Origin of the sequence: Cerasicoccus maritimus (assembly GCA_031296935.1) — a bacterium.
Classification (GTDB): domain Bacteria; phylum Verrucomicrobiota; class Verrucomicrobiia; order Opitutales; family Cerasicoccaceae; genus Cerasicoccus; species Cerasicoccus maritimus.
Genome location: JAVDPD010000016.1, coordinates 103,226 through 123,703, shown reverse-complemented (window position 1 = coordinate 123,703; position 20,478 = coordinate 103,226). Strand labels below are relative to the sequence as shown.

Sequence of the window (20,478 nt, the reverse complement as noted above, 5' to 3'; positions counted from 1 at the left end):
TTCCAGTGCGCTACGCTCAAGCCGCCTTGCTGGACACGAAAAATCACTGCGGCCTGATCGGCCAAGTTAGATGAAAAGTGCTCCAAGGCTGGGGAATTATCTGGACAGGCCTACATAATTACCCTTAGATAAGGAACTTTAATTGATTGTAGAACCTGATGCATTTCGCCCAACAGTCAAAGCGCAGAGCTTTTACCCTGCTCGAAATAATGGTCGTGGTGATCATTATTGGCGTGATGTTGGCAATGGCGATACCTGGATTCAAAGCTGTACGCGAACGTTCGCGCGTAGCTGCGTTCACCAGCGATTTTCGTGCGGTTAAGGAAGCCATTAACCGCTACAGCCTGGAAGAAGGGCATTATCCTATCGGAACAGGTGGCCCGTCTGCGGATTTCTATGAATACATCCGCGAAGATGTCATCACTGGCACAACGGTGATTGGCGGCAATTGGACGGCGGACGTTGACACCTACATTTTTGCCATTGGCGTAGCCGATTATCAAGTAGATGACGATCTGATCGAGCAGATCGATGCGGCGGTGGACGACGGAAACACCGCCAGTGGAAAGATGACTATTAGCGGTCCCAAAACCTTCCTCTTCGTAATTGAAGAGTAAGCTACGCTTTCCCATTGAATTTTAGGCCCCGATCCTATCCACTGCCTGCGTGATAGAAGCCAGCGGACAACTACAAGATGGAGCCTTGGGACCCAGTCAGGATCTCGCCATCCGCCTACCGGTCTTTGAGGGACCTCTCGACCTGCTCTTGTTTCTCATCCGCAAGAACGAGATCGATATCTACGATATTCCGATCGAGCGCGTGACCCGCCAATACCTGGAAGTGCTCAAGTCCATGGAGCAGCTCAATCTCGAGGTTGCTGGCGACTTTTTCGTGATGGCGGCCACGCTCATGTACATCAAGAGCCGCATGCTACTGCCGACTAATGAGCAAATAAAACAGGCGTCAGAAGAAGAGGAAGAAGCAGACCCACGTTGGGAGCTGGTCCAGCAGCTCCTCGAATACAAGAAGTTCAAGGAAGCCGCCTATCAGCTGCAAGACCTAGTCGAACAACAGCAAGACCTCATTCCGCGCAACTACCGCGAATCCAACGAGCAAAAGGAAGCCCGCCCGCTCAAGCCCACGGATAAAATCGAACTATGGAACTCCTTCAACATGGTGCTCCGTCGCTTGGCTGAAGGCATGAAGTCGGGTGAGATCAACGACGAGCAAGTCTCCGTCGCTGACCGCATGGAATACATCCTCAACGTCATCGAGACGCGCGACCGCTTTAATTTCACGGAACTTTTCGAAGGCAAAGCCTACGGCGTCAACATGCTCGTCTCCACCTTCCTGGCAGTGCTCGAACTGACCCGTCTGAAAAAGCTACTCGTCGAACAGGATGCGAACTATGGCGACATTCACTGCGAAAAACGCATCCTTACGCCTGAAGACGACGAAATCTTCGAGGACGAAGAAGATCTCGTGAGCGAGTTCGACGAAAAGCCCGAGGGCTCAGATCTGCCAGGATAATACTCTGTTATTTATAGCTACTCACTACATGGACTTCAAGAAACACCTGATCAATCTGCGGAACGAATATCTGCGCAATCAGAATAGTCGACAGATGGCGAAGAGCTACCGGGCTGATTCAAGCAGCGCGTTCTCCAACTTCATCTTAGCGTCAATCCCGGATTGCCACCTAGCTCCCCTAGCAATCTGTAACCGTCATCCACGAGTAAACACCTACGTAATCGGAAACGGCATATCGGACCAGCAATTCGAGTGGCTCAAAGAAAAATGTGCGCCTGTGCCAGTCATTAAGCTATTGGCTTCCATGCGAAAAGGCAGACCGACTTATTTGGCTCATGGTGAGCTGATCACCATGGCCAATAAGGTGAGCAGGGGCGATTTCTGCATCCAGGATGCTGACCTATTTGTCATGGATAAAAGCTGGTGGGAAAACATGCTTGAGATGACCTCCGATTCCTATGCACTCGGGCCCTACGACAAGCCATTTGCCCACCTCGATGGCGTACTTCCGGATACGTTTGTCGTTCGAATCCAGCAGGAGCTTTATCGCAAGCTAACCGCTCAATACAACATCAGCCCGGACGTAGGCAAAGCGATATCAAGCGAGATGGCGACGCTGCTCCAGAGCAATAAACTCGACCCTACAACGTATTGCGCAGAACAGGGTAAGACCTACAACGACACGCTACACTATTATTGGTCGGCAGCAAATATTGAGGGCTACTCAATGCAAACCTGCCCAGGCGCTGAAGAATTAACTTTCCACGTTGGTGGAACATCTTACATCACAGGTGCTGACATCCAAGACCCGTCGCACTGGGATTACTGGCCAGTCAATACGGTGTATTTCAATTTGAAGCTAGCCGAGGCACCTTTTTACAGAGAATTCCAAGGCGCATTTAAAATCTTAAAGGAAAAACATCATTCTGCTCAGGCCTTGATCGAAAAATACCCAGAATACCTAAAATCCAAGCGCTACAAATCGAGTCAAAAGATTTTCCGAGCCTTCGCAAATAAACTCGGCGCAGACCTCTCCGCATAGCCCGCCTAAAGCCCCATCAGCACCAGCTCGTCGCGATGGATGATTTCCATACGGGTTAATTCCGGGTGCGCAGCGGCGATCTCCGCATTGCTTTTCCCCAACAGCGGTAGCAGCGTCGCCTGATCAAAGTGAACCACGCCACGCGCAAAAACCACACCATCCGGGTCGGCCACGCTGACCACCTCACCGGCGTCAAATTCGCCCTCGGCGCTCGTAATGCCCTTCGCGAGCAGGCTACTGCCTTTGTCTTTCAAAGCCTTGGCTGCCCCGGCATCTACCGTCAGCACGCCATGTGATTCCTGGAAGTGCGCAATCCAGCGATGTCGCGCATTGAGCGCCTGTTCGCCCGGAGCAAAAATTGTCCCGCTCGCTTTGCCCGCCAACAGTTTGCACAAAATATCGGGCTCCTTGCCAAAGCCAATGAAGACCGTGGCGCCGGACATCGTGGCAATGCGCGCTGCCTCCAGCTTCGTCACCATGCCGCCAGTGCCGGTCACGCTTTCCGAGCCGCCGGCCAGCGCTTCGATCTCCGTGGTAATGCGCTCAATGTAGGGAATCACCTCGCCCGTGCCCGCGCGGTCGATAACACCAGGGGCGGTCGATAAGATAGCCAGCAAATCCGCCTTCACCAGGCTGGCCACCAGCGATGACAACACATCATTGTCGCCAAAGCCCAACAGCTCCAACTCCGCTTTGCTGACGGAGTCGTTTTCGTTGATAATTGGCACAATGCCCTGGCCGATCAGCTCTTCGAGCAGATCGCGCACTGCCACGTGGCGACGTCGCCCGCGGACATCGTCGCGTGTCAACAGCAGTTGCGCGACAGTGATGCCATGTGGTGTAAAAGCGCCCTGCCAAGTCTCGGTAAGAATACTCTGCCCAACGGCAGCGCAGGCCTGCTGCTCCGCCAAACGGCTGGGACGCTGCGTCAGACCCAGGCGCCCCATGCCCAAGCCTACAGCGCCAGAGCTGACCACAATCACCTCCAACCCCTGCGTCCGCAGCTCGGCAATTTGCGCAGCGATCTGCTCCAGACACGCCGCATCCAGTCGACCAACGGTCGATGTCAAGATGCCCGTACCGAGCTTCACCACGACGCGTTTGACATCGCAGATGGCGGACTCCCGATTGCTGATTGCTTCAGACATACGCGTTTGTGCTTGGCTTTTCTATTACCAAACGAAAAACAAAGCAGAAACGGAAACGGACGTGGTCATACATTCCGCTCTCCGCACCTCGCACTCCTCATTTGTTACACCTTGAGAAGCTCGGCTTCCTTGTTCTTCAGGTGATCTTCGATTTCCTTGGTGAACTTATCAGTCTCAGCCTGGACTTCCTTTTCGTAGAGCTTGCGGTCGTCCTCGGAAATCTCTTTGTCCTTCTCCGACTGCTTGATGGCGTCCATCGCGTCACGGCGAGCGCCTCGCACCCCGACCTTGCCTTGCTCAGCGAGGTTGTGGCACATTTTCACGAGCTCCTTGCGGCGCTCCTTGGATAGCTCTGGCAGCGGGCAGAAAATCTTGTCGCCCATGATGTTTGGCGTGAAGCCGAGGTTCGCCTTCAGCAAGGCAGCTTCTACGCTCTTGAGGACGGTCTTGTCCCAAGGCTGCACGCTGATGGTGCGGGCGTCGGGCGTCGTAATGGCGGCCACTTCCTTGAGCGCCATCATGCTGCCGTAGGCGTCAACCTGCACGGTTTCCACCATAGCGGGCGATGCCTTGCCAGTGTGAATCGTGCTGAATTCGTGAAGGGTGTGGTCAACAGCTTTTTTCATGCTGTCGCCGGCGATCATTAAAATTTCATCAGGGTCCATGACAGGAATTCCAATCTGGTTTACTCACGGTGTAAAGCGCAGAAGCATGACTCGCTCGAACTAAGCAATCTCACCACTGCGCTGCCTTATATAATCGTCAGCCCGATGACGCCAATGACTGCGACGGCCCACCAAGCAGGAGAATTCTTAGTCTTGATGAGTCCCCAAAACAGCAGCCAAGCCACCGCAGCATAGATTAGCCCCCACATGAGCAACGCCAAGAAAGGCACGCCGGAAATCAACATAAAGAACAAGCAGATGACGGCATAGATGACGGTGCAAGGAATTGGCGAATCAAACTCCATGTTCAGCCGTACCAATGCAGCCAAGATCACGATGTCGAGCAATGCCACGTCAGCTAACCAGCGTACCAATTGGTTCGCCCATGACCGCGCGCAAAATACTGTCCTGCTCGTTCATATCGAACACCAGAATCGGCATTTCGTTGTCTAGGCAGAGTGAGAAGGCGGTCGAGTCCATCACCGCGTATTGGTTCTTTAGCGCGTCGATAAAGGTGATTTTGTCGAACTTTTTGGCGTCCGGATTCTTGACCGGGTCGGAGTCGTAGATGCCGTCCACCTTGGTCGCCTTCATGATCACATCGGCGCCAATCTCACTCGCGCGGAGGGCGGCGGTGGTATCGGTAGAGAAATACGGGTTACCGGTGCCAGCCACAAAGATGACCACGCGGCCCTTTTCGAGGTGGCGAATCGCACGGCGTAAAATGAAGGGCTCGGCGACTTCCTCAATATGCAACGCGCTTTGCACACGGACGGGCACGCCGTTCTTTTCCAGGCAGTCCATCACCGCAAGGCCGTTGATCATGGTCGCCATCATGCCCATAAAGTCGCCCGTCGTGCGGTCGACCTTTTGGTCGCTCGCCGCGCCAAGCTTGCCGCGGAAGATATTGCCGCCACCAACCACAAGGCAGATTTGCACGCCTAAGTCGTGGACTTTTTTGATCTCCATCGCAATGCGCTGGAGGATTTCCCCGCTAATGGTATCGCCGCTTGCGCGGTCACCCAGAGCTTCGCCGCTGAGTTTTAGCACGATACGCTGGTATTTCGTGGAGGTCGAGGTTTCACCGGATAATGCGTCAGCCATAGCACGGCTTTTAAGGCACTAACTACGGAGTTCGTCAACCACTTTGCCAAAATCATGACATTTAGGTAACTTCAGCCATAGCTTCCCTCGGCAGATTACCTAAACATCCTGCCTCTGCTCCCCCCCTGCCCCAAAGCATTTGCCCAATGGGCAAACCTCCGGGTGCAGCGGCACGCTGCCTATTCCCACTCGATGGTACTCGGTGGCTTGGAGCTGATGTCCAGCACCACACGGTTCACACCTTCGACTTCGTTGATGATGCGGTTGGAAATCAGGCCAAGGACATCGTGCGGAATGTGCGCCCAGTCCGCAGTCATCGCGTCCTGAGATTCCACCACGCGCAGCGCAATGACGTAGTCGTAGGTGCGCTCGTCACCCATCACGCCGACCGTCTGCACCGGCAGGAAGACGCAGAACGCCTGCCAAACCTTGTCGTAGTAGCCTGTGCGCTTCATTTCTTCGAGGAAGATTGCATCAGACTCCTTGAGGATGGTCAGATACTTGCGCTTGATCTCGCCCATGACGCGAACGCCGAGGCCGGGCCCCGGGAACGGGTGGCGCCAGATCATTTCCTTCGGCAGGCCGAGCTCTTCGCCCAGCTTACGGACTTCGTCCTTAAAAAGTTCACGCAGCGGCTCTAGCAGCTTGAGCTTCATGCGCTTGGGCAGGCCGCCGACATTGTGGTGGCTCTTGATAAGCGCCGCCGGGTTGCCGTCGATCGCAACACTCTCAATGACGTCCGGGTAAAGCGTGCCTTGGGCGAGGAAATCGACATCGCCGATCTTCTTTACGGCATCGTCGAAGACATCAATGAATACCTTGCCAATGATCTTGCGCTTCTTCTCCGGATCGGTGACGCCCTTGAGCTTGCTCAGGAAGAGATTGCCGGCCTTGACCGTGCGCAGGTCGATGTGGAAGTGGCCCTTAAACAGATCTTCGACCTTCTCACGCTCATTCTTGCGGAGCAAACCGTTGTCCACGAATACGCAGGTTAGCTGATCGCCGATTGCTCGGTGGATCAACGCGGCAGCAACGGAGGAGTCAACGCCGCCAGAGAGGCCGAGGATGACACGCTTGTCGCCGACTTGCTTACGGATTTCCTCCGTGGCCATCTCAATGTAGTTGGCCATCTTCCAGTCGTCCTTGCATTTGCAGACGCCGAACAGAAAGTTCTTCAGGATGTCTACGCCGCGCTCACTGTGGTGCACTTCGGGGTGGAACTGAATGCCGTAGAAATTGCGAGACTCGTCAGCGATCACAGAGTTTTCGCTGTTGTCCGTGTAGGCCAGGACTTCGAAACCCTTAGGAATCTTGGTCAGCTTGTCACCATGTGAATTCCAGACTTTAAGTGTCTTCGGCAGGCCCTTGAGCAGCTTGCCCTTCTTTTTGACCGTCATGGCACCACGGCCGTATTCACGACGCTCACTACGCGCAACTTCGCCGCCGAGAAGCTTGCCCATCAGCTGAACACCGTAGCAAATGCCGAGCACCGGCACGCCGAGCTTGAAGACTTTCTTGTCCGGCAGTGGCGCGTCCTTCGCCAGCACACTGCTGGGGCCACCCGACAAAATAACGCCGCAAACGCCATCCTTCTTCAGCTCCTCCATGGAGACCGAATACGGATAAATGCGCGAGAGGACGTTGCACTCGCGGATGCGACGAGCAATCACCTGGGTGTATTGGGAACCAAAATCAAGAACGGCGAGTGTCTGCTGGGACATATCGAAAAGCGGTAAGGTAGTTAAAGTTGAGGAGTTTTAAAATTTCAGTTTTTGGTTTTCGAAACCACAAGAAGGGCATTTGGCTACTTCTGCACGTTTACGCGCCGAATAAACCTGACCACATTTGATGCAGTGGAAGGCCACACGGGCCCGGTCTCGGTCGTAAAGGTGTTTGTCGCGCCAATCATAGTAGAGCCAAAGGCCAAATACCGTAAGCAAACCCGCTGCCACATAGAGCAAAGTAAACCAGGAAAATCCAATATCGATCATGTGGGTTTGCGAGCTGCCGGGAAAATCCAAACAAGATGGCGCGCCCTGCTGGCAGGTGCGCGCCGATCCGTAAAAAACTCAAGTCTCTTGCGAGCTGGAATTAGTCCTTCTTCTCCTCTTCGGTCGACGCTTCGCCTTCCGCAGCAGCTGCTTCGGGTTCGGCAGCGGCTTCTTCAGCGGCAGGAGCTTCTTCTGCGGCTACGGGAGCTTCGACTTCAGCCTTTTCCTTCTTGGCGGCAGGCTTCTTGGCGGAACGCTTCGGCTTGGAGTAGCCTTCGTCGCTGCCATCGATCAGTTCGATGATACCCATGTGCGCGCCGTCGCTTTCGCGCTGGATCAGCTTGTAAATGCGGATGTAGCCACCCTTGCGGTCAGCAAATTCGCTGACACGCTCGTCGAAGAGTTGCTTAACAGCAGCCTTGTCGCGGACCTTGGCGATAGCCTGGCGGCGATAATGCAGCTTGCGGGCAGCATCGTCAGTTGCGGCAGCCTTCTTGGCGAGGGTGATGATCTTTTCGGCGAACGGACGAAGCGCCTTGGCCTTGGCCAAGGTGGTTTCGATACGGCCGTGGCGGAAGAGCGCAGCGGCGAGGTTGGCCATAAGAGCTTCGCGGTGCTCCTTCTTGACGCCGAGGCTGTGACGGTGTGAACGGTGACGCATTGGTCTAAAGAATTACGTGTGTTTGAAAAAAAGTTGGAATTTACTCGCCAATGTTTTCGAGCAGGCGCTCGTCGAGCTTCATTCCCAGGGACAGACCCAGCTGCTCGAGCTTGGCCTTGATTTCGTTGAGCGACTTCTTACCGAAGTTGCGGTACTTGAGCATTTCCTGCTCGGTCTTCATCGCCAGCTCGCCAACGGTTGTGATATTCGCGTTGTTGAGGCAGTTCGCGGCGCGGACGGAGAGTTCGATTTCGTTCACGGACATGTTCAACAGCTTGCGCAGGCGGTTCTGCTCTTCGCTGATTTCCTTGGTCTCGTGGTCGAACTCAACGGTTTCCTTGCTGACCTGGTCGAACACGTCTAGGTGGTGACGCAGGATCGCAGCGGATTCCTTGAGTGCGTCGTCCGGGCTGACACGGCCGTCGGTGGTCACTTCGAGGATCAGCTTGTCGTAGTCGGTCATTTGGCCAACGCGAGTTTGCTCCACGTAGTACTTCACGAGGCGAACCGGGCTGAAAAGGGAGTCAATCGGGATCAGACCAATGAGCTGCTCTTCCGGCTTGTTCTGCTCGGCAGTTGCATAGCCACGGCCAACACGAACTTCAAACTCAGCGAGGAAACGCATCGGCTTGTCCAGCGTGCAGATGACTTGGTCCGGGTTGAGGACTTCGACATTGCTGTCCGGCTTGATGTCGCCAGCGGTCACAGCGCCTTCCTTGTTCACGTCGAGCAGGAGCTTAACGGGCTCGCGCTTGTGAGAAACGAGGAGGACCTTCTTGAGGTTGAGGACAATATCCGTGATGTCTTCCACGACGCCTTCGAGGCTTTGGAATTCGTGGTCGACGTTGTCGATCTTAACCGAGCTGAAGGCAGCGCCTTCAATGGAGCTCAGCAGGATGCGGCGCAGGCTGTTGCCAATGGTGTGGCCGTAGCCGGTTTCGAACGGCTCGGCAGTGAATTGCGCATAGGTGTCCGTTGCCGTGGACTCGTCTTTGACGAGGCGCTTAGGCAGCTCGAACTTACCAAGACGCTTGGTGCGCGAGGTGAAATTAGTGTCGGTGGCTGGTGCTTCTTCGACAGTGCTCATTACTTCCGATTTAATTGATTTTAGTGGCCGCGGGCGAGAAAAGGGGAAAGGGGAACCATGCGTTCCCCTGTAATGTATTAATTATCGGCTGTAGTATTCAACGATGATTTGCAGGTTAATATCCTGCTCCATCTCGTCGACTGCCGGTTCGCGACTGATGGTGCCGCGAATTGCGTCGCGTTCCATCGACATCCACGCGGGAACCGTGCGGAATTGCGTTTCTTCCAGGCAACGGGTTGCCAGCTGGCGGGAAGAGGTGCGGTCGCGAACTTCCACGATGTCACCCGGCTTCACGGAGTAGCTGGGGATGTCAACCTTGTGGCCGTTCACCTTGATGTGGCCGTGGTTTACGAACTGGCGGGAAGCGCGGCGTGTCTTAGCCAACCCGAGGCGATAGACAACGTTGTCGAGGCGCATTTCCAGCAAACGCAGGAAGATTTCACCAGTAACACCCTTTTGATTCTTCGCCTTGGCGAAGGTGAGGCGGAACTGCTTTTCGGTCAGGCCGAACATGTAGCGAAGCTTCTGCTTCTCGTTCAGGCCGATGCCGTAATCGGAAGTCTTGCGGCGCAGGCGTGGGCCGTGCTGTCCAGGCAAGTAAGGCTTGCGCTCGAATGCCTTGCTGGGGGCGTAGATCGCCTGCCCAAAGCGGCGGTTGATGCGTGTGGTTGGTCCGGTATAACGAGCCATAATGGTGTTCTATTGGTGGCAGTCTCGTATGAATACGCTTCCCGGATTGCCATCACCGGAAAGCGAGTAAAGTGAAAGGAATTAAACGCGGCGACGCTTGGGAGGGCGGCAGCCGTTGTGAGGAACCGGAGTTGCGTCCGTGATGCCGGTAACAATCAGGCCGAGGCTTTGCAGAGCGCGGATTGCTGAGTCACGACCCATGCCCGGGCCCTTAACCTTGACGGAAACTTCCTTCATGCCGTGGGACAGGGCAACCTTGCCGGCGTCCTGAGTCACAACCTGTGCCGCGTAAGCGGTGGACTTGCGGGAACCACGGAAGTTCATCTTGCCAGCGCTGGACCAGGAGATGACGTTGCCATTGGTGTCCGTAAAGGTAACCTTGGTGTTGTTGAAAGTGGCCAGGATGTGCACAACACCGCTATGGATGTTCTTGCTGCCCTTGGCCTTACGGATCTTGCCAATACCGAGGTCTTCGGTCAGCAGGTCCTTGGCGCTCGGCTGGCTGGACTTCTTTTCTTCTTCCTCGCCTTCAGCGGCAGGAGCTTCACCCTCGGCAGTCGCCGGGGTTTCTTCGTCCTTGACCTCCTTGGTCGCAACGGCTGCTTCTTCAGCCTTCTTTTGTTCTTCTTCGCTCATCGGGTGTGTACTAAAAGGTTACTTCTTCTTGGCTGCCACAGTGCGGCGGCCGCCCTTACGGGTGCGAGCATTGGTTTGGGTGCGCTGACCACGAACCGGAAGACCGCGTTGGTGGCGGAGGCCACGATAGCAGCGAACTGCCTGCAGGCGCTTCAGGTTACCGATCACTTCACGACGGAGGTCACCCTCAACCGGGTAGCCGTCTTCCTGGATCTGCACGGCGAACTTGTTGAGCTCTTCTTCGCTGAGTTCATGGGCGCGGCGATCCGGGTCGATGCCGGTCTGTGCGCACAGTTTCTTGGCGCGGGTCGGTCCGACGCCATAGATGTATTGCAGCGAGTATTCAATCTTCTTACCGCTGGGGATGTCGACTCCAAGTAAACGTGGCATTACGTGCTAAAGGTGTTAGGTGTGTAAACAGGGAAAAGCGGAGAAAATAGCAAATTCAGCCGCTTTGGAAAGCTTATTTTTTCGGAATTGTTAAAATTTCTGGTTCGTCCTCCGTAACCAGAACCGTGTGTTCAAAATGGGCCGCCGGTTGCCCGTCACGCGTGCGGGCGGTCCATTGATCCTCATCCTCCACCAAATCGTAGCTACCGGCGACTACCATCGGTTCGATGGCGAGTGTCATGCCCGGGAAAAGCTTAGCGCCAGACTTCTTGCGTCCGAAGTTGGGAATTTGAGGGTCCTCGTGCATCGTGCGTCCAACGCCGTGTCCGACAAAGTTGCGAACCACGTTGTAGCCGAAGCTTTCGACGTAGGCCTGAACCGCGTTGGAGATATCCCCCACCCGATTGCCTGCCTTCGCCTGAGCGATGCCGAGTTTGAGCGCTTCTTCAGTGCGCTCGACGAGCAACTTCATCTCATCGCTGACCTGACCCACGAGAACTGTGCGCGCGTTGTCGCCCACGAAACCGTTATATGTCACGCAAACATCGACGGTGATGTTGTCGCCTTCTTTGAGCGTTACGCCCATCTTGCCGATACCATGCACCACCTCGTCGTTGACTGACAGGCAGGTATGACCCGGGTAAATTTTATCGCCAACGCGGTAGTTGTAGCAGGCGCTTTCGGCACCCATATCCGCGATCAGCTTCTTGCCTTCTTGGTCAATATCGTATGTCGTCACACCCGGCGCAACCATCTGGCAAAGCTTGTCCAGAACGGTTGCCGCAATCACACACGACTCTCGCACAGCCTCGACTTCTTCGTCGGGACGGATGGAGCGGTAACTGCGTTTGCGGAGCATGAATTTAAGTGCTTACGAATGAACGACGTGGAATGCGTCTTAGGAAACTACGTTGAGTTTGAGCAAGATCCACGAAACGAGGCCAACCACCAAAAGAACGCCACATGCAGTCCAGAGCATACCAACATTCATGGTTTTGACCTCTGACACGTCCACCAACTGACGGGTGCGGGACTTAGAACGGTTGCGGGCCTTGCCCTTCTTCAGGAAGCCGTCGTAGTGACGATTCAAGAGATAGGTTTCGATCTGACGCATCGTATCCAGAGTCACACCAACAGCAATCAGCGTGCCGGTGCCACCAAAGAACTGAGTCACCTTCCAAGGAATCTGCAGCCATTGGCCGAGAATAAGCGGCAGGATTGCAATCAAAGTCAGGAAAAGTGCGCCAGCCAAAGTCAGGCGGGTCATAACAAAGTCGAGGAACTTCGCAGTCGGTTCGCCGGGGCGAACGCCAGGAATGTAGCCGCCATTGCGCTTAAGTTCGTCTGCAATTTGGATCGGCTTAAACATAATGGATACCCAGAAATACGAGAAGCCCAGGATCAGCATCGAGTAGAAGACATAGTAAAACCAGTGGTCTGGGCTGAGCCATGCGCCAATGTCGCGGAAGAAGTCCTGACCTGTTGCGCCAGCAAGAGCGCCAAGCAAATAGGTCGGGAACATCAGAATCGCGCTGGCGAAAATGACCGGCATCACACCGGCGTAGTTCACCTTCAGTGGCAGGAAAGAACTTTGACCGCCCATCACACGTCGACCGACCATACGTTTGGCGTATTGGACCGGGATCTTTCGGGTGGCCTGCGTCACGGAGACAATTGCGGCGATCACGGCAACGAGGAAAATCATCATTGCAGCGAACTGCGCCCAACTAATCTTGTAAGCAGCGCCAGCGCCAGCAGTGAGGCCTTCATAGGCAAAGCCTACGGCTGAGGGCAAGTCGGCAAGAATGCCGATGGTGATCAAAAGTGAAATACCGTTGCCAATGCCGCGCTGGGTAATCTGCTCACCAATCCACATCAGCAAGACAGTGCCCGCGGTGAGGAAGATGGTCGAGGTGATCAGGAACCAGGTCGGGTCGATCAAAACGATACTGCCATACTGCTCAACCGAAAAGCCCTGGAAGAACTCGCCCGGGTTGCGGAGCAGGGTGAGGTTCAGCAATACAGACTGAACCAGGGCGATCGCAATCGTCAGGTAACGGGTGTACTGCGTAATCTTCTGGCGACCGGTTTCGCCCTCCTGCTGCAAACGCGCGAGGGTCGGCACCACAGCGCCCATGAGCTGAAGGATAATCGACGCGCTGATGTACGGCATGATGCCCAGCGCGAAGACCGCGCCGTTGAGCAGCGCGCCACCAGTAAACATGTTGTAAAGCCCGAACAAACCAGCGTCGGCCTGCGCTTCAAAGAAATTCTGAAGCGGTCGCGGGTCGATGCCAGGCAGCGGTATGTTCGCGCCTACACGCGCAATGAAGATCATCCCGAACGTAAAGAGGATCTTGGTCCTCAGTTCGGGGATTTTAAAGCAGTTGACGAAAGCGTTGGTCATTTGGATGACAGCGGGTGGGTTTCAAAAGAGAAAAGGCAGAAGGCAGATGGCAGAAGTGTCGAGATATTAATCTACGATAACCGGGGATATTTTCATTTACGAAAGGTCCCCGCCCTGCTTTCTTGCTTCTGCCTTCTCCCTCGGTAAGTGCTGCGTAGCGCTATTCTGCCGATTCCTGAGATTCAGCTTTGGCTTCGTCGGCAACAATGACCTTGCCGCCAGCGGCTTCGATCTTGCTCTTGGCCGAACCCGAGAACTTGTCAGCGGTTACGGTTACAGCGCGGGTGATTTCACCATCGCCTAGGACCTTGATCAGCTTTGCCTTGGCGCGGATGAGCCCGGCCTTGACGAGTGTCGCGCGATCAACGATGTCACCTTCAACGCGTTCGAGGTCGCTGAGGTTAACAATCGCGTAATCAGTGCGGAAGTTGTGGTTATTGAAACCACGGTGCGGCAGACGACGATACAGCGGAATGTGACCAGATTCAAATCCGATACGGATGCTGCCGCCGGAGCGGGCCTTCTGCCCCTTCTGACCATGCGAGGAGGTTTTACCACGACCGGAACCTTCACCGATACCGACGCGTTTGCGACGGCTACGGGCACCCGGGACGTTTTTCAAATTATGAAGTTTCATGACGTTGCTTGCTGGGAGGTTGGACCTGCCAATTTAGCAGTTGTTCAAAGTGTTAGACGATAGACTCCGCCGGAGCCGTTTCAGTTTCCTTAGCCTTGAGGCGAGAGATTTCTTCGGCCGAGCGAAGCTGACGCAGTGCGTCGAGAGCCGCGTTGACCATGGCAAAGGGCGTATTAGAGCCCAGGTTCTTGGAGAGGACGTTGGAGATGCCTGCGGCCTCAAGGACGGCGCGAACACCGCCACCAGCGATAACGCCAGTACCTTCGGTGGCCGGACGAAGCAGCACACGGCCACCATCCTTCACGCCGAATACTTCGTGCGGAATCGTGGTGCCCTTCAGGCGAACTTCTTCCATGCTAGCGCGTGCGCGCTCAGTGCCCTTGCGGATCGCTTCCGGCACTTCCTTGGCCTTACCGTATCCGAGGCCTACCTTGCCCTTGCCGTCGCCGACAACGACGAGCGCTGCAAAGCTGAAGCGACGACCGCCCTTAACGACCTTAGCGCAACGGTTGATGTGAACCACCTTTTCGATCAACTCAGGACCCTCTTGCTCTTGCTGCTGACCGCGATTGCGGTCGTTGCGGTCGCGACGACGTCCGCCGCGCTCGCCGCCCTGGCGATTGCCGCCGCCTTGGCGACCTTGCTGTGTGTTTGGCATGTTGCTCATATTTCGGTGGTCCGTTTAGAAGTTAAGGCCGGCTTCACGAACGGCGTCGGCGAAAGCCTTAACGCAGCCATGGTAACGGCGACCTGCGCGGTCAAATACAATTGCCTCAACGCCTGCTGCCTTGGCCTTCTCACCCAGGTTCTTACCCAAGGCGGTGGCGCCGGCTACATTCGGCTTGAGTTTGTCCTCGCGAACATCCTTGGCAAGTGTGGAAGCCGCGACGATGGTCTTGGCCTCGTCGTCGTTGATCAACTGCGCGTGGATGTGCTGATTGGTGAAGGTAACCGTCAGGCGCGGACGTGCGGCCGTGCCCACTACGCGCTTGCGGATGCGCCAGCGGCGTTTTTGGCGGTTTTGACGAAGTTTTTCTGCAAGTTTCATGACTTATCCAGTCTTACAAATTTCAATTATTAAGAATGACTCGATCCAACTGAGTTGGTTTAGCCGGTCTTCTTACCTTCCTTGCGACGGACGTAGCGACCTACGATGCGGACGCCCTTGCCCTTGTAAGGTTCAACCGGGTAGTAGCCGAAGATGTCGGCTGCGACTTGGCCAACGGCCTGCTTGTCGGCACCTTCGACGTCGATCTTCGTGCCGCTCTTGTCGACCGTTACGGTGACACCGGCCGGGATCGGATACTTGATCTCGTGCGAGTAGCCAAGTGCAAGGTCGAGGATGTTGCCCTGAAGGTTGGCCTTGAAACCAACGCCTTCAATTTCGAGCTGCTTCTTATAAGGCGCGGTGACGCCGATGATCATGCCGTTAATGATAGAGCGGGCAGTGCCCCACATGGCCTTGGCCTGACGGGAGCTATTGCTCGGCTCAACGACAACAACGCTGTCGTTCACGGTGATCTTAACGTCGCTGTCGAAAGTCCTGCTCAGCTTGCCCTTGGGGCCATCAACGCTTACGGTCTGGCCATTTACGGCGACCTTAACCTTGTCGGCGATCGGAACGGGAAGTTTACCAATTCTGCTCATGATAATGATCTCCTTATAGTTGGGCTTACCAGACCTTGCAGATCACCTCGCCGCCAACCTTCTGGCGACGGGCGTCGCGATCCTTGAGGATGCCCTTGGAAGTGGTGAGAATGGAGATGCCGAGACCGCCGAGAACCTTGGGGATCTCTTCGTATCCGGAATAGAGACGACGACCGGGCTTCGAGAAACGCTCGATGCCGACAATCGCGGGTTGGCCGTCGACATACTTAAGAGCGATGTCGATGAACTTGTGTCCGGGTCCTTCTTCACGGATGCCGAAATCCTGAACATAGCCTTCATCCTTGAGGATGGCGGCGACGCCAGCCTTCAACTTGGAGAAGCGCGTCGTGCAGGATTCCTGACCAGCGGTGCTGGCGTTGCGCAAGAGAGTGAGGAAGTCTCCTATAGTATCGTGGGATGCCATGACTTATAGGGTGTTGTTTATTGGATTGATATTGATGGGTGAAATTACCAGGACGACTTGGTGACGCCGGGGATGTGGCCAGCAAGCGCCAATTCGCGGAAAGTGATGCGGCTCAGGCCATACTTACGAATATGTGCGCGTGGACGACCGGTGACCGAGCAGCGGTTACGCAAACGGGTCGGAGCAGAGTTGCGGGGAAGCAGCGTGAGTTGACGCTGAGCTTGGAAGAACTCTTCATCTGAGCTTTCCGGATTCTTAATGATCGCCTTGAGCTCGGCGCGCTTGGCGGCATACTTTTCCACCATGCGTTCACGCTTCTTGTTGCGGGCTACTGCGCTTTTCTTGGCCATAACTTAGTAAATAAAAGATTGGTTGTGCTTAGGCAGCCTGCGTTTCCTCAGGCTTAGGGGTGGTTGGCTTGCGGAAAGGCATGCCCATGAGTTGGAGCAGCTCGCGGCCTTCGTCGTCGCTATCTGCCGAGGTGACAATGGTGATGTCCATACCAATGGCTTCACGGCCGCCGGTGTCAGCGGAAATTTCCGGGAAGATGGTGCTGTCGGTGACGCCGAGGGTGTAGTTACCCTGACCGTCAAGCTTGCGCGAGATGCCGCGGAAGTCACGGATGTTCGGCAGAGCAACTGCGATCAGGCGGAACAGGAAGTCATACATGCGCTCGCCGCGCAGGGTGACCTTCACGCCGATCGGCATGCCTTCACGGAGCTTAAAGTTCGAAACACTCTTGCTGGCCTTGGTCATGACTGCGTGCTGACCGGCAATAGAGGAGATTTCCTTCTGCACTTCAGCGGCCCAGTTCTTGTCCTTGGTGGCATTGAAGCCAGAATTGATAACGACCTTGGTGACCTTCGGCACTTGGTGCGCGTTGGCATAGCCTTGAGACTTCTTCAGCTCAGGAACTACGACGTCGTTATAGTGCTTCTTCAAATATGCGATTTCTTGGCTCATTGGTTTTTTAGCCTGAGGATTTCCGGCCCTTCAGGTCTTGGCTAAGATTAATTAATTATGAATTGAGAATTATGAAGTATGAAAGGTCGTGTCGATGTGAACTACTTTCGCTGCATCCTGATGAGTTCATCATTCTGCATTCAGAATTCATCATTTAAAAAGTTACGCGCTCTTCTTTTCGTAGCGTTCTGCGAGCATCACGTTCGAGTAGTGAACGGTGCCTTCGCGTTCGATGATGGAGCCTTCAGGAGATTCCTGAGTGGCCTTCTGGTGCTTCTTGATCATGTTAACGCCTTCGACGATCACGCGCTGCTTTTCACGGAGAACCTGCAGCACCTTACCGCGCTGACCCTTATGAGCGCCTGCGATTACGACGACTTCGTCACCTGCCTTGATTTTGAATTTCATGACTAAATGTGTCTGGTGGGTTTACAGTACTTCCGGCGCCAGGGAGATGATCTTCATGAACTTCTTGGAACGAAGCTCACGAGCCACCGGCCCAAAAATACGGGTGCCGCGCGGGTTGCTGTTGGCGTCGAGGACGACGCACGCGTTTTTGTCGAAACGAAGGTAGCTGCCATCGGCGCGACGGATCGGTGCCTTGGTGCGCACAACCACTGCCTTGACCACAGTGCCCTTTTTAACGGTGGCCTCGGGGCTGCTTTCCTTAACGGCGCAAACGATAATGTCGCCTACGGAGGCGGTAACTTTCGCTTGGCCAAGACGACGAATCATGAGCACTTCCTTAGCGCCCGTGTTGTCGGCTACTTCTAATCTGCTTTCCGGCTGAATCATTGGAACGGGTTCCCTTTAATGGTTAAAGCGGCTTCCGCTCGGCGTTAGCCGACGATCGGGGCCTTTTCTAAAATCTTAACGATACGCCAGCGCTTCAGCTTGCTGAGCGGGCGTGTTTCCATAATTTCCACCTTGTCGCCGACGGCGCATTCGTTGCTTTCGTCGTGAACGTGGACTACAGTCTTGCGCTTAATCTCCTTCTTATAGAGGTGGTGCGGAATCTTGTAGAAGAAAGTAACCTTGACGGACTTGTCGCCAGTGCGGCTGGTGACCACGCCCACGAGGTCCTTACGGTGGCTGTTACGAGCCGTGGCCTGAGTATCTGATTCGGACATTGTGGTAATAAGTTAGCTGCTTAGGCGGCGGTGGCGGCCTTCTGCTTCAGGATGGTTTCGATGCGGGCGATGTCGCGGCGAATCGTGCGCAGTTGGGCCGGGTTTTCGACTTGGCCAACTTGCTTGCGCACGCGGAGATTTACGAGCTCTTCGCGGGCTTCGCGGAGCTTCTTGTTGAGTTCCTCGGGGGAAAGTTCACGAATTTCTTTGGCTTTCATGGCGAGCGTATATTGTCGGCGCTATTCGAGCGGAGTTTAGTAAGTTTCGAGTTCTTCGCGGCTCACGAAACGGCACGGGAACGGCAGCTTGCCGTCAGCGCGACGCATGGCTTCACGAGCAGCCTGGGATCCACAGCCGGATACTTCGAAGAGCATCGTGCCGGGCTTAACGATGGCGCACCAGTATTCAACCGGTCCCTTACCCTTACCCTGACGGGTTTCCTGAGGCTTCTTGGTGACAGGCTTGTGCGGGAAGACGCGGATCCAAACCTTGCCGCGACGCTTGAGGTAGCGGTTGATGGTAACACGTGCGGCTTCGAGCTGTGCAGCGGTCAAACGGCCACGGCCGAGAGCCTGGATGCCGAATTCACCGAAGGCGAGTGTGTCGCCGCCCTTAGCGCGTCCGCGGATACGACCCTTGTGCACCTTGCGGTACTTGGTCTTGGATGGAAGAAGTTTAGCCATTGGTCTAAATGATTAAGTGTTCTCTTGGCGCGAAGGCTTAGAGGCCTTCTTCGGGGCTTGGGTTACAGATCCAGCACTTAATGCCGATGATGCCATAAACCGTGCGCGCTTCGGCAAAGCCGTAGTCGATGTTTTCACGCAGGGTGTGTAGAGGCACGCGACCTTGACGCTGCTGCTCGGTGCGGGCGATTTCCGCGCCGCCGAGACGGCCTGCGCACTGGATACGAATACCATCAGCGCCCATTTGCATGGTCGTTTGAACGGCCTTCTTCATGGCGCGGCGGAAGGAAATGCGACGCTCGAGCTGGAGGGCGACGTTTTCGGCGACGAGCTGAGCCACGAGGTCGGGCTTCTTCACTTCAGCGATGTCGAGCAACACGTCACGATCCACCAGCTTCGAAAGGTCAGCCTTGAGCTTGTCCAGCTCGGCACCCTTACGGCCGATGACGATGCCCGGACGGGCGGTGTAGATCTTGACGCGAACACGCTGTCCGGCGCGCTCAATGTAAATCTTCGGCACGGAGGCGAAACGCAGGCGCTCGTTGAGGAACGTGCGGATCTTGTTGTCCTCGTGGATGAACTCGGGGAACTGCTTCTTGTCGGCGAACCAACGGCTGTCCCAGTCGCGGCGGACGGCGAGGCGGAAGCCTTTAGGATTTACTTTCTGACCCATAGGAAATTGCGATTGAGGTGTTAGCTGGCGGCCGCTTCCGTCACTTCGTCAGTGAGGATGATGCGGATGTGCGAGGTGCGTTTACGGAGTGGGTGAGCGGAACCGCGGGCTACCGGCTGGAAACGACGGAAGGCGGGACCTTCTTCGATGATCGCGCTCTTGATCACGAGATCGTCGGACGAAAGGTTGTGGTTGTTTTCCGCGTTGGCGATAGCGCTGGCCAGCGTCTTGCTGAGCAGGCGTGCGGACTTGCGCGGGATGAACTTGAGGAGGTCCATCGCCTCATTGGCGGGAAGGCCCTGGATTTCGCGGGCGACTTCACGAACCTTCTTGGGCGACATGCGCGCGTATTTGGTTAATGCCAAAACTTCCATGATGACTATGCTGTTAAGAAAATTGAACGGTCTTGATTCGGGCCAGGTCGCCAAATACGATTGTGCGGCCCGGTTGAAGATTAACGATGAGGCCGGCGGAGCGATCTGCTTCGACTGCCACTAAGATGATGGTTCCCACTACGACTTCGCCGCGAAGCACATCGCAAAGCATGCCGACCCGGAAACCTTGGTCGAGGCCGTCGTCGAGGATGACGATATCTGCGGCCTTGTTTTCAGTAACCCCGAACACGACCGCTTGGCCGGAGGGGTAAATGCTGCTGGAGGCAAACTCCGGACCGGGAACTTCTTCACGGCCCGTGGAGCGTAGCGCGGCGGCCTCGGCAGGAGTCAGGTCGTTATAGACCACGACTTCTTCCTGGGGCTTGGCGATTGCCTGTGGATTAATCGGCGCTGCCGGCTTTTCCTCTTCCACCTTAATCTCTGCCCACTGGCCTTCAAAGTCCGGCGCAATGACGCGCAGATCGAAGCGGGCGTCCGTTTGCGTCTCGGCATGCAGCAACCCGCCGATCATGAGACCGGAAACAAGAAGTGCGTGCTGGAGGAAACGGAACATTGGATTAACGTGGAAAGCGGTT

The 20,478-nt window shown here is 55.4% G+C and carries 31 protein-coding genes; 3 read left to right on the top strand and 28 right to left on the bottom strand.

The window, feature by feature from the left end; translation table 11 throughout:
• The first annotated feature begins 158 nt into the window (after positions 1-158).
• Genes RBB62_RS12075 through RBB62_RS12065 form a run of 3 tightly spaced genes read left to right on the top strand, consistent with a single transcriptional unit; the run spans position 159 to position 2,572 of the window.
• A complete protein-coding gene (locus RBB62_RS12075) occupies positions 159-617 on the top strand; it encodes a type II secretion system protein (protein WP_309399134.1) in 459 nt (152 codons plus the stop codon).
• Positions 618-666: 49 nt separating this feature from the next.
• Positions 667-1,530, top strand: coding sequence for a segregation and condensation protein A (locus RBB62_RS12070; protein WP_309399133.1), 864 nt, complete (start codon positions 667-669; stop codon positions 1,528-1,530).
• Positions 1,531-1,558: 28 nt separating this feature from the next.
• Positions 1,559-2,572: a hypothetical protein gene (locus tag RBB62_RS12065; RefSeq protein ID WP_309399132.1), complete on the top strand. Its 1,014-nt coding sequence runs from the start codon at positions 1,559-1,561 to the stop codon at positions 2,570-2,572.
• Between the two features lie 5 nt (positions 2,573-2,577).
• Here the strand turns inward: RBB62_RS12065 and proB are convergent, their stop codons facing one another.
• The 28 genes from proB to RBB62_RS11925 all read right to left on the bottom strand — a co-directional run bounded on the left by proB (position 2,578) and on the right by RBB62_RS11925 (position 20,456).
• On the bottom strand, positions 2,578-3,720 hold the full coding sequence (proB, locus tag RBB62_RS12060) for a glutamate 5-kinase (RefSeq protein WP_309399131.1): 1,143 nt from the start codon (positions 3,718-3,720) through the stop codon (positions 2,578-2,580).
• 104 nt (positions 3,721-3,824) lie between these two features.
• Complete coding sequence (frr, locus tag RBB62_RS12055) at positions 3,825-4,385, bottom strand: ribosome recycling factor (protein ID WP_309399129.1); 561 nt, start codon at positions 4,383-4,385, stop codon at positions 3,825-3,827.
• 86 nt (positions 4,386-4,471) lie between these two features.
• Positions 4,472-4,738 carry a hypothetical protein gene (locus RBB62_RS12050; protein WP_309399127.1) on the bottom strand — a complete coding sequence of 89 codons (267 nt, stop codon included), beginning with the start codon at positions 4,736-4,738 and terminating at the stop codon, positions 4,472-4,474.
• 1 nt (position 4,739) lies between these two features.
• Positions 4,740-5,489: a UMP kinase gene (gene pyrH, locus RBB62_RS12045; protein ID WP_309399126.1), complete on the bottom strand. Its 750-nt coding sequence runs from the start codon at positions 5,487-5,489 to the stop codon at positions 4,740-4,742.
• Between the two features lie 179 nt (positions 5,490-5,668).
• Positions 5,669-7,210 (bottom strand): glutamine-hydrolyzing GMP synthase, encoded by a 1,542-nt coding sequence (gene guaA / locus RBB62_RS12040; RefSeq protein ID WP_309399125.1) that lies wholly within the window; start codon positions 7,208-7,210, stop codon positions 5,669-5,671.
• Positions 7,211-7,246: 36 nt separating this feature from the next.
• Entirely contained in the window at positions 7,247-7,480 is a 234-nt protein-coding gene (locus tag RBB62_RS12035) for a hypothetical protein (RefSeq protein ID WP_309399123.1), read from the bottom strand.
• A 100-nt stretch (positions 7,481-7,580) separates the two neighbouring features.
• Positions 7,581-8,141, bottom strand: coding sequence for a 50S ribosomal protein L17 (gene rplQ, locus RBB62_RS12030; protein ID WP_309399122.1), 561 nt, complete (start codon positions 8,139-8,141; stop codon positions 7,581-7,583).
• Between the two features lie 40 nt (positions 8,142-8,181).
• A complete protein-coding gene (locus tag RBB62_RS12025; RefSeq protein WP_309399121.1) occupies positions 8,182-9,228 on the bottom strand; it encodes a DNA-directed RNA polymerase subunit alpha in 1,047 nt (348 codons plus the stop codon).
• A gap of 81 nt (positions 9,229-9,309) precedes the next feature.
• A complete protein-coding gene (gene rpsD / locus RBB62_RS12020; protein WP_309399120.1) occupies positions 9,310-9,918 on the bottom strand; it encodes a 30S ribosomal protein S4 in 609 nt (202 codons plus the stop codon).
• An 81-nt stretch (positions 9,919-9,999) separates the two neighbouring features.
• Positions 10,000-10,554: a 30S ribosomal protein S11 gene (rpsK, locus tag RBB62_RS12015; protein ID WP_343219088.1), complete on the bottom strand. Its 555-nt coding sequence runs from the start codon at positions 10,552-10,554 to the stop codon at positions 10,000-10,002.
• 18 nt (positions 10,555-10,572) lie between these two features.
• Positions 10,573-10,944 carry a 30S ribosomal protein S13 gene (gene rpsM, locus RBB62_RS12010; protein ID WP_309399118.1) on the bottom strand — a complete coding sequence of 124 codons (372 nt, stop codon included), beginning with the start codon at positions 10,942-10,944 and terminating at the stop codon, positions 10,573-10,575.
• A 73-nt stretch (positions 10,945-11,017) separates the two neighbouring features.
• Positions 11,018-11,803, bottom strand: coding sequence for a type I methionyl aminopeptidase (gene map / locus RBB62_RS12005; protein WP_309399117.1), 786 nt, complete (start codon positions 11,801-11,803; stop codon positions 11,018-11,020).
• Between the two features lie 39 nt (positions 11,804-11,842).
• Complete coding sequence (gene secY, locus RBB62_RS12000) at positions 11,843-13,351, bottom strand: preprotein translocase subunit SecY (protein WP_309399116.1); 1,509 nt, start codon at positions 13,349-13,351, stop codon at positions 11,843-11,845.
• Between the two features lie 160 nt (positions 13,352-13,511).
• A complete protein-coding gene (gene rplO / locus RBB62_RS11995) occupies positions 13,512-13,988 on the bottom strand; it encodes a 50S ribosomal protein L15 (RefSeq protein ID WP_309399115.1) in 477 nt (158 codons plus the stop codon).
• 52 nt (positions 13,989-14,040) lie between these two features.
• Positions 14,041-14,646: a 30S ribosomal protein S5 gene (gene rpsE / locus RBB62_RS11990; protein WP_309399114.1), complete on the bottom strand. Its 606-nt coding sequence runs from the start codon at positions 14,644-14,646 to the stop codon at positions 14,041-14,043.
• A 24-nt stretch (positions 14,647-14,670) separates the two neighbouring features.
• Positions 14,671-15,036, bottom strand: coding sequence for a 50S ribosomal protein L18 (rplR, locus tag RBB62_RS11985; RefSeq protein ID WP_309399113.1), 366 nt, complete (start codon positions 15,034-15,036; stop codon positions 14,671-14,673).
• A 59-nt stretch (positions 15,037-15,095) separates the two neighbouring features.
• Positions 15,096-15,635, bottom strand: coding sequence for a 50S ribosomal protein L6 (gene rplF / locus RBB62_RS11980; protein WP_309399111.1), 540 nt, complete (start codon positions 15,633-15,635; stop codon positions 15,096-15,098).
• 25 nt (positions 15,636-15,660) lie between these two features.
• Positions 15,661-16,059 carry a 30S ribosomal protein S8 gene (gene rpsH / locus RBB62_RS11975; protein WP_309399110.1) on the bottom strand — a complete coding sequence of 133 codons (399 nt, stop codon included), beginning with the start codon at positions 16,057-16,059 and terminating at the stop codon, positions 15,661-15,663.
• 44 nt (positions 16,060-16,103) lie between these two features.
• On the bottom strand, positions 16,104-16,409 hold the full coding sequence (gene rpsN, locus RBB62_RS11970; protein ID WP_309381508.1) for a 30S ribosomal protein S14: 306 nt from the start codon (positions 16,407-16,409) through the stop codon (positions 16,104-16,106).
• 28 nt (positions 16,410-16,437) lie between these two features.
• Complete coding sequence (gene rplE / locus RBB62_RS11965) at positions 16,438-17,022, bottom strand: 50S ribosomal protein L5 (protein ID WP_343219087.1); 585 nt, start codon at positions 17,020-17,022, stop codon at positions 16,438-16,440.
• A 162-nt stretch (positions 17,023-17,184) separates the two neighbouring features.
• Positions 17,185-17,430, bottom strand: a complete 246-nt coding sequence (gene rplX, locus RBB62_RS11960; RefSeq protein WP_309399109.1) for a 50S ribosomal protein L24 — start codon at positions 17,428-17,430, stop codon at positions 17,185-17,187.
• A gap of 21 nt (positions 17,431-17,451) precedes the next feature.
• A complete protein-coding gene (gene rplN / locus RBB62_RS11955; protein ID WP_309399108.1) occupies positions 17,452-17,817 on the bottom strand; it encodes a 50S ribosomal protein L14 in 366 nt (121 codons plus the stop codon).
• A gap of 44 nt (positions 17,818-17,861) precedes the next feature.
• On the bottom strand, positions 17,862-18,152 hold the full coding sequence (gene rpsQ, locus RBB62_RS11950) for a 30S ribosomal protein S17 (protein ID WP_309399107.1): 291 nt from the start codon (positions 18,150-18,152) through the stop codon (positions 17,862-17,864).
• Between the two features lie 20 nt (positions 18,153-18,172).
• Positions 18,173-18,370 carry a 50S ribosomal protein L29 gene (gene rpmC, locus RBB62_RS11945; RefSeq protein WP_309399106.1) on the bottom strand — a complete coding sequence of 66 codons (198 nt, stop codon included), beginning with the start codon at positions 18,368-18,370 and terminating at the stop codon, positions 18,173-18,175.
• Between the two features lie 36 nt (positions 18,371-18,406).
• Positions 18,407-18,835 (bottom strand): 50S ribosomal protein L16, encoded by a 429-nt coding sequence (gene rplP / locus RBB62_RS11940; RefSeq protein ID WP_309399105.1) that lies wholly within the window; start codon positions 18,833-18,835, stop codon positions 18,407-18,409.
• 37 nt (positions 18,836-18,872) lie between these two features.
• Positions 18,873-19,508, bottom strand: a complete 636-nt coding sequence (gene rpsC / locus RBB62_RS11935; RefSeq protein ID WP_309399103.1) for a 30S ribosomal protein S3 — start codon at positions 19,506-19,508, stop codon at positions 18,873-18,875.
• A 20-nt stretch (positions 19,509-19,528) separates the two neighbouring features.
• Complete coding sequence (gene rplV, locus RBB62_RS11930) at positions 19,529-19,882, bottom strand: 50S ribosomal protein L22 (RefSeq protein WP_309399102.1); 354 nt, start codon at positions 19,880-19,882, stop codon at positions 19,529-19,531.
• Between the two features lie 13 nt (positions 19,883-19,895).
• Positions 19,896-20,456 (bottom strand): hypothetical protein, encoded by a 561-nt coding sequence (locus RBB62_RS11925; protein ID WP_309399100.1) that lies wholly within the window; start codon positions 20,454-20,456, stop codon positions 19,896-19,898.
• Positions 20,457-20,478 lie beyond the last annotated feature (22 nt).

Bases quoted from the DNA above. Each gene is read 5' to 3' on its own strand.
- rplV (WP_309399102.1), bottom strand. From the start codon at position 19,882: ATGGAAGTTTTGGCATTAACCAAATACGCGCGCATGTCGCCCAAGAAG.
- rplO (WP_309399115.1), bottom strand. From the start codon at position 13,988: ATGAAACTTCATAATTTGAAAAACGTCCCGGGTGCCCGTAGCCGTCGC.
- RBB62_RS12035 (WP_309399123.1), bottom strand. From the start codon at position 7,480: ATGATCGATATTGGATTTTCCTGGTTTACTTTGCTCTATGTGGCAGCG.
- frr (WP_309399129.1), bottom strand. From the start codon at position 4,385: ATGGACCCTGATGAAATTTTAATGATCGCCGGCGACAGCATGAAAAAA.
- rpsE (WP_309399114.1), bottom strand. From the start codon at position 14,646: ATGCCAAACACACAGCAAGGTCGCCAAGGCGGCGGCAATCGCCAGGGC.
- rpsC (WP_309399103.1), bottom strand. From the start codon at position 19,508: ATGGGTCAGAAAGTAAATCCTAAAGGCTTCCGCCTCGCCGTCCGCCGC.
- rplR (WP_309399113.1), bottom strand. From the start codon at position 15,036: ATGAAACTTGCAGAAAAACTTCGTCAAAACCGCCAAAAACGCCGCTGG.
- rpsM (WP_309399118.1), bottom strand. From the start codon at position 10,944: ATGCCACGTTTACTTGGAGTCGACATCCCCAGCGGTAAGAAGATTGAA.
- secY (WP_309399116.1), bottom strand. From the start codon at position 13,351: ATGACCAACGCTTTCGTCAACTGCTTTAAAATCCCCGAACTGAGGACC.
- RBB62_RS11925 (WP_309399100.1), bottom strand. From the start codon at position 20,456: ATGTTCCGTTTCCTCCAGCACGCACTTCTTGTTTCCGGTCTCATGATC.
- rplX (WP_309399109.1), bottom strand. From the start codon at position 17,430: ATGAAATTCAAAATCAAGGCAGGTGACGAAGTCGTCGTAATCGCAGGC.
- RBB62_RS12065 (WP_309399132.1), top strand. From the start codon at position 1,559: ATGGACTTCAAGAAACACCTGATCAATCTGCGGAACGAATATCTGCGC.
- rpsD (WP_309399120.1), bottom strand. From the start codon at position 9,918: ATGGCTCGTTATACCGGACCAACCACACGCATCAACCGCCGCTTTGGG.
- RBB62_RS12025 (WP_309399121.1), bottom strand. From the start codon at position 9,228: ATGAGCACTGTCGAAGAAGCACCAGCCACCGACACTAATTTCACCTCG.
- rplE (WP_343219087.1), bottom strand. From the start codon at position 17,022: ATGAGCCAAGAAATCGCATATTTGAAGAAGCACTATAACGACGTCGTA.
- rplP (WP_309399105.1), bottom strand. From the start codon at position 18,835: ATGGCTAAACTTCTTCCATCCAAGACCAAGTACCGCAAGGTGCACAAG.
- rplQ (WP_309399122.1), bottom strand. From the start codon at position 8,141: ATGCGTCACCGTTCACACCGTCACAGCCTCGGCGTCAAGAAGGAGCAC.
- rplF (WP_309399111.1), bottom strand. From the start codon at position 15,635: ATGAGCAGAATTGGTAAACTTCCCGTTCCGATCGCCGACAAGGTTAAG.
- pyrH (WP_309399126.1), bottom strand. From the start codon at position 5,489: ATGGCTGACGCATTATCCGGTGAAACCTCGACCTCCACGAAATACCAG.
- map (WP_309399117.1), bottom strand. From the start codon at position 11,803: ATGCTCCGCAAACGCAGTTACCGCTCCATCCGTCCCGACGAAGAAGTC.
- rpsN (WP_309381508.1), bottom strand. From the start codon at position 16,409: ATGGCCAAGAAAAGCGCAGTAGCCCGCAACAAGAAGCGTGAACGCATG.
- rpsK (WP_343219088.1), bottom strand. From the start codon at position 10,554: ATGAGCGAAGAAGAACAAAAGAAGGCTGAAGAAGCAGCCGTTGCGACC.
- rpsH (WP_309399110.1), bottom strand. From the start codon at position 16,059: ATGGCATCCCACGATACTATAGGAGACTTCCTCACTCTCTTGCGCAAC.
- rpmC (WP_309399106.1), bottom strand. From the start codon at position 18,370: ATGAAAGCCAAAGAAATTCGTGAACTTTCCCCCGAGGAACTCAACAAG.
- guaA (WP_309399125.1), bottom strand. From the start codon at position 7,210: ATGTCCCAGCAGACACTCGCCGTTCTTGATTTTGGTTCCCAATACACC.
- RBB62_RS12075 (WP_309399134.1), top strand. From the start codon at position 159: ATGCATTTCGCCCAACAGTCAAAGCGCAGAGCTTTTACCCTGCTCGAA.
- rplN (WP_309399108.1), bottom strand. From the start codon at position 17,817: ATGATTCAGCCGGAAAGCAGATTAGAAGTAGCCGACAACACGGGCGCT.
- rpsQ (WP_309399107.1), bottom strand. From the start codon at position 18,152: ATGTCCGAATCAGATACTCAGGCCACGGCTCGTAACAGCCACCGTAAG.
- proB (WP_309399131.1), bottom strand. From the start codon at position 3,720: ATGTCTGAAGCAATCAGCAATCGGGAGTCCGCCATCTGCGATGTCAAA.